This window comes from Veillonella montpellierensis DSM 17217, assembly GCF_000426745.1.
Classification (GTDB): Bacteria; Bacillota; Negativicutes; order Veillonellales; family Veillonellaceae; genus Veillonella; species Veillonella montpellierensis.
In genome coordinates this window covers 1-9,868 of record NZ_AUFY01000028.1, presented here as the reverse complement: position 1 = coordinate 9,868, position 9,868 = coordinate 1, and the positions used below count along the sequence as shown (strand labels likewise).

Here is a 9,868-nt window from a genome sequence, read left to right as displayed (position 1 = left end):
AGCCGCAAGGATTCAATAGTTCCGTCATAACGCTTTACCCACCGCTGCACTTGCTGTCTACTAGTATGATATCTTCTAGCAGCTTCAGCATTATTTTGATGTTTTATAGCATATTCACAAACACGTTTACGAAAGCGTAGCTCTTCGGTTATAATAGATGTCATAAGAAGGTCTCTCCTTTGAAATAATGATTCGGTTTAGTCACCTGCATTCATTATAACAGAGAGCCTTCTTATTTTTTATTTATTTGTCACAAATGTATTATACTCATACATAATCAAATTTTTTTCATATATTTATAAAATAAAATCGTGGCACAGGTTGCTCGTATTATTTGGTCTATACACAAGGCAATCCACGCCCCCACCAATCCCATATCTAGCTCATACAATATTAAGGCTGTGATAATCGGTCTTAATATTGCAATGCTGATTAGTGAATACACCGCTACCTGTGCTGTTTTGCCAACACCTCGCAAGAGTCCTGCACTAACCAAGGACTGTGCTTCTGGAAAGCTCACCACAGCTACCAAAATCATCACCATGCTGCCTAAGGCTTTAGTATCTGCATCATGTGCATACAAAGCAAAAATAAAATCTCGCCCAAAGAAGGTCACTAGACAAGCGATAAGGGAGAAAAACACGCTCCATTTAATGCCAGTTTGCCAGCACATACGCAGCTTTGCAGAATTTTTTTCACCATGTGCATGACCAGCCATAATCATACTTGCCTTGCCCAATCCGCCTGCAAAGCTGTAATAAAAATCGCAAAAATTCATGCAAATTGCATGTACAGCATAAGGAATAACACCTAGCTCAGCCACCATGCGCGTATAAAGAACCATACCTATACGTTCAAAGCCTTGCTCACTAAAGACGGCAGCAAAGACTGGTATGAATTTTTGGCAATATGCTTTGGTAGGCAAAAAACTACCCCAATGCATTTCCTGACGCTTAAATACCAAATATATACTACCAATTAATGTCCATAATGTGCCAATTATTGTACCAATTGCTGCGCCCTTCACACCCAGTTCTGGAAATGGCCCTAGACCAAAAATAAAAACTGCATTGCTCACAACATTGACGATATTTCCCTGTATATTGATGGACATTACATAACCTGTTTCACCAAAGCCCAGCATATAGCCCTGCAGAACAGCACTGATTGAAGTGAAAAATACGCCTATTATCGCCAAATTCGCATATTCAAATGCCAATACAATGTAGCTTTCCTCTGCTCCTATCCAATATAGCACATCCTCAAGATGAATAAAGAGGATAGAATGTGCTATACACAGCAATATACTGCTGACAAAAAGTGTTTGTCTCAGCATATCACTAGCTTCATACTGTTGGTTTTGCCCATAGAGTTTAGCTGTCACGACAGTGAGTGTCTCTGAAATTGACCTTGCTAGACAAAGCAGCATCATGCGTGGCTGCGTAAAAATACTTACTGCTGCAACTGCCGCCGTTCCCAGCACACCTACCATAATAATATCCGCCGCACTCAAGAAAATCATAAAAACACCCTCCAGTGCGGTCGGCATGGCAAGCCTCAGGTAGTACTTATCATGTTGTGTGATTAAAATAATAATCACCTCCTTTTTTAAAGCCACTTTCACGCAACATTATAACATAAAAAGAGAACCCCCTTACGGAAATTCTCTTACTCTTGTATTCAAATATTAGATAATCTTTGTTGCCTAGCCTTCAATATTCCAAATACTGTCTACCTAGCCCTCATAAAAGTCAGGCTCATGGGACAGCAAAAGGATTAAAAGGAGCCACGGTCTTTCCTAATAAATCATTCTGATGAAGGAATGTACGAAGTGGATTAGTGATAGTTCCCCACCAACATGGAGCACCTACATAAATCCATCATACTGTGACAAGTTTGAGATGTCATTCACAAGCTCAGGCTCATGATTTTTCCATATTTTTCTACCAAAGACACGCAAATATTATAGTCGTTTGAATAGTCAACACTTGGAATAAGCTCTAGTAAATCTGCTCCTGTTTTCTCTGCAATATATTCAACAACTACTTTGGTATTTTCACCCCAGGAATAAAATGCAACTAATGTCTTTGACATACCTTATTCTTCCTTTCGAATTTCATTTTTTATGACATCAATCTGCATCAGTTCTTCTTCCAGTCTATGGGTTTCATCCAGCTTTTTACTTCTCAGATCAGTCAAAAACCTTTAATAAAAAAAATCAATATATAGCTTTAAAGAGCTTTTTGCTTTTGATATAATGTAAGCATAAATTCAAAACTTGCTTAACGCTTGCTATCTAATTCATTCTTTTGTAGCAAGCACAGTAAGTGTACGGACACTTACGAAAAAATTGATGAAGCAGACCTTTAGGAACTGCTTCATCAATTTTTAACTTGTTATAATCAAAATGCCTACTATAAAAAAGTGCCGACAATAGTTCTATAGTCACATCCCATAAAAATTATTTTTGACAATAGCACTGTTGTTATGCCAATCAAAAAATTGTTCTATTGCTATAGCCCATGCTTTTCCAATAGTCAAGACCTATATCAGAACATGGAAAAAGAAATTTCAATAAATTATCCATTTACACGAAACCCCTTTATTGCAAAACTTTTATATGGCTTTAATCATTTATTATTGACAGTCGAACAATGGTCTTAACATAAAATTTTAAGCTATTTTGAAAATTATATATTCCCAACAAAATCCATCAAATTTATAAGATTTATAACATTTCTATCGTTTCAATCAAGTTATTTTTAACTAGGATATTTACTAACACCTCTATAATTGATTTTATTTTTTATAATAGCCACTTGTTTTTTTCCATATACTTTTGAAGTAAATTTATTATATTCGTCTGATAATCCCCATTTTCCTGCAATAACTATAATCTTATCTCTATTATTATATATTTCAGAGCGAATCTTTATAATTATCTTCGTCTGAAAACGATAATACAAATACATATTTTTTACTGTTAATAGGTGATGCTAAACAAACTTCCTTCTTCTTATCATCGTATAGTTTTCCATCTACGGTCGCTTCAATTATCTTATTTCCAAAACATCCTTTTAGGTACCTTTATTCACTTCTATCATCTAATATCATTGAGCCTATTTCTTTACCTACATATGTATTTTCAACAGGAAAACTTTTACATAAAGAATATATTTGTCTTAATGTTCTTAGTGGGTGTGCACCAGGTTCACCAGTTTTAAATCATGGTTTTTGTTGCTTTTTCTAAGTTTACTAATTTACCACAAAGAGTCATAAATAAACGTTTTGCCTGAATTTCTGCTTTGATAAAGCTGACCCACTGTTGCTAAATTTATAGAGTTAATAGAGTTATTGGGCTCAAAATTAGGCTCAATAATTATAGCGAGAGAGGTAATAACCGTGGCGCCAGCACACGAAGTGCCGGAGAAAATTGACTGTTTGTTAGGAAGATACAAGGAACGCCAAATGACATTGCAAGATATGGCAGAGTTTCACTTTCAATTTTAGAAATAAGAGGACATCTTCCTCCCCTTATTTGTTACAGCAATCAACATGAATTAAATTTATTAGTCTAAGTATCGCAATAATTATTGTAAATCAACGTTAAATATGGTATTCTCTATCTAAAGCAAAAATAATAACAATAATCATTATTATTTAATTTTGAAAGGATTTATTATGACAGATCTCAAGAAAAAACTTTTACTTTCTACATTAGTGTCTATTGCATTAAGCGGAGGCACCTGTGCTTATGCAAACTCACCAGAGACCGTAAACAAAGTGTATACACTGCCCATAGTCCATGTATATGCACACAAACTAAGTAATACCTCTATCGTGGGGACAAAAATTGCTACTGATATAAAAGAAATACCCGCCTCTGTCACCATCATAAACTCTGACGAAATGGATCGTCTGGGTGTTTACAACTTAACAGATGCCTTGGAGTATAATGCCGGAATTACAGTGGCTCCGAGAGGATATGATGCACTTTATAACTTTAGTAGTATCCGTGGTTTTGACGTTTCCCACAACAATATCGTTGTCAACGGTATGAAAACTTTCGGAACCACAGACAATCTCGTCAGTCCAGAACTGTATGGAATAGAACAGGTTGAAATTTTGCGCGGTCCGGCCTCTGTTTTATATGGAAGCGGCTCTGTCAGCGGCACCATCAATTTACAAACCAAACATCCCAAGAATAAAAACTTTGGAGAAGCTCAGATTCGCTTCGGAAATCGTAACGAAAAGATGACCGCTTTGGATATCAACCGTACCGATGATACCGGTATTTTATACGGACGGCTGACTGCTTTATGGAAAACACAAAACTTATTTTATGATCACACCAAACAAGACAGATTTTATATTGCTCCTTCATTTACGAAAGAATGGGCAAACACCAAATTATCCATCCTTTCTTTTTACCAAAAAGACAAAATAACAGGTAATGCTTATCTGCCTCGCACACGTTTAGAAACAGACCCTCTTTACAAGATTCTTCCTGACCGATTTTTTATAGGTATTTCCGATTGGGATAAATATAATCTGACACAAAATGGTATCGGCTACGAGCTGGAACATAAAATAAACAAGAACACTACATTCCATCAAATAGCCAATTACCGCAAATCTGAAATTATTTCGCACCAGACTTCCGGTGTCTACAATCCGGCAGAAAGCACTTTAAACCGCTGGGGAGCTATGATAGAAAGTCAAGGTCATTCTTATGGCATTGATCAATATGTCCAAATTCACAGAGATAAAGAAAATTACTCCCGTAACACCTTATTCGGCTTTGATATGCGGTATGAAAAAACATTTGACAAGCAATCCATGCGTATGCTGAACGCTTGGAAAAAATCTGATTTGCAAAATTATGTAGCAGGAAAACCTATTCCCGACGACCCCGATATGATTATTCCAATGGATGATCTTCGTTACTGGAGTCACGAAAAAGGTATTTATGCCATGCATACACTGAAAAAAAATCGCCTTACCTTTTCCACCGGTATCCGTAAAGGATTTTATGAGCAACACAGCGACCGTGATGAACAAGAATTTGAACAAAGTGCTTGGACCGGACAAGCCGGCTTGATCTATGAAATAAACACTAAATGGACCCCTTATTTCCACTGGCATAATTCTTTCTTACCAGCCATGAACTTCGACAAAGATAAGAATATGCTTAAACCGACAACAGGACAGGAATGGGAGCTTGGCATACGTTATACACCCAATCCTGCTGTACAAGTCATCGCCTCCGCCTTTGACCTGCGTCGTCAGAACATCCATGTCCCTGTTCCTCAAACCACCTATTATACTTCCATCGGAGAAGTGACTTCTCAAGGCTTGGAAATCGAAGGGCGGGCAAAACTGAATGATCGTTTATACGTTCTCGGTTCTTATACATATATGAATCCGAGAGTTACCAAGCACACCAACTCCTCTCGTATAGGAAAACAGCCTGCCGGCATAGCAAAACAAAGTATTAATCTTCGTGCAGATGCTGTTATCGGTAAATTTGAAAATGGTGAACTGACCCTAGGATTTGGATTGCGCCATATCGGAAAACGAATGGACGAAACAAATACACTTCACATGGGCGGAGTTACTCTCTATGATGCTTCTCTCTCTTTCACACAAAACCAGCATGCTATTACACTCCATGCCCGCAACCTCTTCAATAAGAAATATGTTTCAAACATTGAAAGTGTTTGGGGTATCCCCACAGGATTTGTCGGGCAGGAACGCACATGGGTTTTATCGTATATGTATAAATGGTAATCATGAAAAAATATCATCTTATTAAAAATTTTCTCATTCAATGGTGGCATCTTGCTTCTCCTTTTTGGCGAAGCAAAGTACGTTATAAAGCGGGGGGGCTTTTAGCCCTCGCTATGATTTTCAATGTCATCAACATATACATGAGTGTTCGGCTGAATACCTGGTCAAAAGATTTTTTTAATGCACTGGAAGACAAAAACGGGGATGAATTCCTTTATCAGTTGGGTGTTCTTTTTGTCATCGCTACCATCAGTTTAGGACTTTTTGCCAATCAAAAATTTCTATGTAGCAAAGCTGTTCTGATTTGGCGTCAATGGCTCTCCGATTACTACACCAAAAGATGGCTCTCCTCTAAATACTATTATCAAGATCTCTTTTTTAAACGCATCGATAATCCGGATCAGCGTATCGCCGAAGATTTGAAAATATTTCCCTCTCTTTCCATATCTATGCTCTTTGACTTCATTGATTCCTTCGGTTCTTTAGGCGCTTACATGGTTATCTTGTGGAATCTCTCCGATTCTTACAAAGTATTTGATATCTATATTCCCGGTATAATGCTTTGGCTTGCTATAGGATTTGTCCTCATAGGAACATGGTCAGTCCATTTGATCGGGAAACCTTTGATTGATTTGGAAAGATGTACACAGCACTGTGAAGCCGATTATCGTGCTTCTTTGCTGAGGATACGGGAAAAGGCAAAGGAAATCGCTTCCTACGACGGTGAAATTGTAGAAAATCAAAACATTCAATCCCGATTTACTACAGTATTTTCCGTTTGGATAAAAATGTTACTCAAGCGAAGACAGCTAAATTATTTTAACTTCGGCTACAGCCAAATATCCAGCGTTGTTCCCTACCTTATTGCCGCACCCAAATACTTTTCAGGAGCCTTCCAAATGGGTGAACTCATGCAGACTGCCAATGCTTTTAACAGTGTCCGTGTTTCCTTATCCTGGTTTATTATCAACTACTCCACTCTCACGGAATGGAAAGCAACCGTCGATCGTTTGACACAATTCGACTCCATCCTCCGACAAAAAGATACCCTCTCGCCTTTCCGAAGAGAACGGTCTGCTGACGGTTCTCTCCAATTGGAAAATGTGCAAATACATCTCTCTGACGGTACATCATTAAGTCAAGGCCTGTCTATGAAAATTAATAAAGGTGAAAAAGTAGCACTTACAGGTCTTTCCGGCTCCGGCAAGAGCACCCTCCTTTACGTACTCCGTGATATTTGGCCGTTTGGAAGCGGTATTATAAAAATGCCGGAAGGAAAACTGCTGTTCTTATCTCAAGTACCTTATATGCCTACCGGAACAATTCAGGAAATCCTATCCTATCCCGAAGAAAAATTATGTTCTATTGAAGATTGTACTTCTATTCTTCATATCATCGGGCTGGAGAAATTAATTCCCGATCTTAAAACTTCTAAAAACTGGGACAAAGAACTTTCGCCGGGAGAACAACAGCGGCTGGTTCTGGGACGCATTTGGACGCAAAAGCCAGACTGGGTGTTTTTGGACGAATCATTCGCTTCTATTGATAAAGAACGGCAATCGGAAATTTTAAATCAACTTCTTAAAGATTTCCCCTCCATGAGTATACTTTCGGTCGAACACCATTACAACGAAAAGGCGTTCTATGACCGTATTATTTTCTGGAAAGATATAAACCCGTGAAAAAAGAATCTGCACAAAAAGCCGCTTTATGGGATAAGCGGTACAAAAAACAAGATACAGTTGAGCTTCATAATCAAACTCCCGACGAACGCCTTGTCACGCTTCCTTATCCTATCTGCAATATGCTTGACATCGGTTGCGGAACTGGAGACATTGTTCACGCTTGGGCAAGGAAAAAAGTGCATGCTACCGGACTCGACATTTCCAAAAATGTTATTTTCTTAGCAAAAAGAAATACACCTGCCCCTCTATCTCCTTATTGCAATTGGTTTATAGACGATTGGGACACACTGGATCCGAAAGCGTATCAATGGGAACACTCCTTTGACTTGGTATACAGTTGTATGGGACCTGATTTTTCAAAAGAAGATAATTTCAAAAAGCTGAATCTTCTCAGCAGAAAATATATCCGATTGTTACTTTTTAAAACAGGAAGCAATTCTTTGCTAGAGGCCCTCAGAAATGAGTTACAAATTGTCAATTCCGAATCCTCCTCATTCGCCTTTTTAAATATATGTAAAATGCTTAAAGAAGCTCATTATAATCCAGAAATAAGAGACATTTCCTATGAGGCAGGCTATACACAATCCGTAGCTCAATGGTTAGGTTATATAGATGCGGCTTATACCGGAAATGCGGATAAACAAAACATTGAAAAATATCTCTTATCTGTCGCCGTTAACGGTGAGATTTCAAGCGTTACAAGAGCAGATTACGCCATGATTACATGGGAGGTTTGATAGATTGTAAAGTTATTTTTTAGATTCGACAAAACAAATGAGAAAGGGAAAAGGACGGGATGCACCCCGTCCTTTTCGTTTGTAGCTTTGGTTATATGCGTTTCGCCCGATCTCATTTTAGCGCGAAATAACTAATATTCAAGTTATTTCTTAACTAATAGTAGCATTACATCCTGATTTTATGCCACGGCCGCTTTAATTACCTCCAGATCTCTTTGCAGTTTTTTTGTGGTAAACTCAATCAGTAATCCGTTTCCACTGACCCACCATAGCAGTTTTTTCTTGTCACTCCACACGGAAGACGAAATAAAATAAACAAAATCTCGGTAATTTTCGCCTTGTACAGTTTTCTTGACAAAGTCCCAATCCCCGTGCAAAGATTTGAAATATAGCCTATTTTGAAGCATTTTGATGAATCATCTCTAGTAATAGCTTTTGGTTGGTGTTTGTTTCGTCATAGGCTTTTGAAAGATATGTTAAGTCATAAGCCGCCGGAATAATATTTTGAATATCTAAAATTCGTTGATCTTTATAGGTTTTAAGAATTTGATCTTCCGTTTCTATATCCAGCCGAATAATGCCGGACTGTGTTTCTTTATTTTCATAAAAAAGAGCTTTGATAAAAATCGGATGGATAGAAAACATTTCGTCCATTTGTAAGTAAGCCTTGCTTCCTAAAAAGAAAACGTCGATATACAGTCTTCCGATTCGGGAACGTGTCCGGCGCGCGCCGTAATATTTTGCATCTAGTTTCTTTACCGGCACTGCCCAATATTTTTGTTCCACGAAAAAAACATAGTGCGGCGTATTGGTAATTTTCTTTATTTTGTTTTTCTCACCAAAATTTCCGAGTAATCCAAATTCATCGAAAAACTTTGGTTCCAGCATATAAAATGCCGAAGAAACTTTTTTCATTTATTCATAATTCCCTTTCATCGCTTGCCGCTTTTTATTTTTAGCCGGCAGGCTTTTTTGTTTATCAGTAAAAAAAAGAAAAGGCGTTTTTTTCTTTAACTTTTTTAAATAACCTTTTTAAAACCTTTTTAGTGGTCTGCGAGACCTTGCGAGGCAAGGGTTTCCAGGCACAAAAGTCCCCCAATATATTCCCAAATGTCCCCTTGCAATATTGACAAGGATACCTTTGGGTAATTCTAATAATAGAACGTTTTTAGGCAAATATTAAATAAAAACAGCCCTGATTTGAACCGACCCCCAAAAGTTAGACCAAAACTCTAACGATTGGGAGGTCGGTTTTTTATGTCTAAATATAGTTACGAATTCAAGAAAAAATAGTTCTTGAATATTTAGCTGGAGAAGGTGGACTGGTTACTCTTGCTAGAAAATACGGAATTCCTTCTAAAACAAAAATCAAAGAATGGACTAAAGTTTATCAAAATCTAGGTGACGAAGGATTAATGCGCTCTCGGCAAAAGAAAAACTATTCATATGAGTATAAACTTGGTATAGTTGAAATGTACCTAACATCAGAGCTTTCATATATGGATATTGCTTTAGCTGAGAAAATAAATAATCCTTGTATTATTACACAATGGGTGTCTAATTTTCGCGCTTTTGGTCCAGAAGCTTTGAGACAAAAAAAGAAAGGGCGAAAGGCGAAAGTGGATACTCCAGAAACTCAGAAGATTAAACCAATTG

The 9,868-nt window shown here is 37.6% G+C and carries 9 protein-coding genes and 1 pseudogene; 5 read left to right on the top strand and 5 right to left on the bottom strand.

The annotated features are described in order from the left end of the window. From K357_RS09060 to K357_RS09410, 4 genes are all read right to left on the bottom strand, one after another. Positions 1 to 164 (bottom strand): helix-turn-helix domain-containing protein (locus K357_RS09060; RefSeq protein WP_038113814.1); only part of this gene is annotated, 164 nt, incomplete at its 3' end. 113 nt (positions 165 to 277) lie between these two features. Continuing rightward, a complete protein-coding gene (locus K357_RS0106960) occupies positions 278 to 1,618 on the bottom strand; it encodes an MATE family efflux transporter (RefSeq protein ID WP_211218953.1) in 1,341 nt (446 codons plus the stop codon). A 139-nt stretch (positions 1,619 to 1,757) separates the two neighbouring features. Beyond that, a complete protein-coding gene (locus tag K357_RS10100) occupies positions 1,758 to 1,877 on the bottom strand; it encodes a hypothetical protein (RefSeq protein WP_425314972.1) in 120 nt (39 codons plus the stop codon). A gap of 31 nt (positions 1,878 to 1,908) precedes the next feature. After that, positions 1,909 to 2,094: an NADPH-dependent FMN reductase family protein gene (locus K357_RS09410; RefSeq protein WP_028258055.1), complete on the bottom strand. Its 186-nt coding sequence runs from the start codon at positions 2,092 to 2,094 to the stop codon at positions 1,909 to 1,911. A gap of 1,587 nt (positions 2,095 to 3,681) precedes the next feature. Between K357_RS09410 and K357_RS0106945 the strand changes: the two genes are divergently transcribed. The 3 genes from K357_RS0106945 to K357_RS0106935 are packed head-to-tail and all read left to right on the top strand — an operon-like array spanning position 3,682 to position 8,212. Further along, positions 3,682 to 5,790: a TonB-dependent siderophore receptor gene (locus tag K357_RS0106945; protein WP_028258053.1), complete on the top strand. Its 2,109-nt coding sequence runs from the start codon at positions 3,682 to 3,684 to the stop codon at positions 5,788 to 5,790. Between the two features lie 2 nt (positions 5,791 to 5,792). Next, complete coding sequence (locus tag K357_RS0106940) at positions 5,793 to 7,472, top strand: ABC transporter ATP-binding protein/permease (RefSeq protein WP_244869388.1); 1,680 nt, start codon at positions 5,793 to 5,795, stop codon at positions 7,470 to 7,472. Next, the gene (locus tag K357_RS0106935) at positions 7,469 to 8,212 is read left to right on the top strand and encodes a class I SAM-dependent methyltransferase (RefSeq protein ID WP_028258051.1); all 744 of its coding nucleotides are present in this window, start codon (positions 7,469 to 7,471) and stop codon (positions 8,210 to 8,212) included. The genes K357_RS0106940 and K357_RS0106935 overlap by 4 nt, the downstream gene beginning before the upstream one ends. Before the next feature lie 393 nt (positions 8,213 to 8,605). On the opposite strand, the gene K357_RS0106925 is transcribed toward K357_RS0106935, so the two are convergent. Beyond that, positions 8,606 to 9,127 (bottom strand): hypothetical protein, encoded by a 522-nt coding sequence (locus tag K357_RS0106925; RefSeq protein ID WP_028258049.1) that lies wholly within the window; start codon positions 9,125 to 9,127, stop codon positions 8,606 to 8,608. A 362-nt stretch (positions 9,128 to 9,489) separates the two neighbouring features. Here K357_RS0106925 and K357_RS10095 point away from each other — a divergent pair. Both K357_RS10095 and K357_RS09400 read left to right on the top strand, forming a co-directional pair. Then, positions 9,490 to 9,615, top strand: a pseudogene (locus K357_RS10095) (transposase); the annotation flags it as partial. 12 nt (positions 9,616 to 9,627) lie between these two features. Next, positions 9,628 to 9,868, top strand: a 241-nt coding sequence (locus K357_RS09400; protein ID WP_156004922.1) for a helix-turn-helix domain-containing protein, incomplete at its 3' end; no start/stop codon positions are given.

What these genes read in the sequence shown, in the direction of transcription:
- K357_RS09410 (WP_028258055.1), bottom strand. Translation starts at nt 2,094, where the DNA reads ATGTCAAAGACATTAGTTGCATTTTATTCCTGGGGTGAAAATACCAAA.
- K357_RS0106945 (WP_028258053.1), top strand. Translation starts at nt 3,682, where the DNA reads ATGACAGATCTCAAGAAAAAACTTTTACTTTCTACATTAGTGTCTATT.
- K357_RS0106940 (WP_244869388.1), top strand. Translation starts at nt 5,793, where the DNA reads ATGAAAAAATATCATCTTATTAAAAATTTTCTCATTCAATGGTGGCAT.
- K357_RS0106925 (WP_028258049.1), bottom strand. Translation starts at nt 9,127, where the DNA reads ATGAAAAAAGTTTCTTCGGCATTTTATATGCTGGAACCAAAGTTTTTC.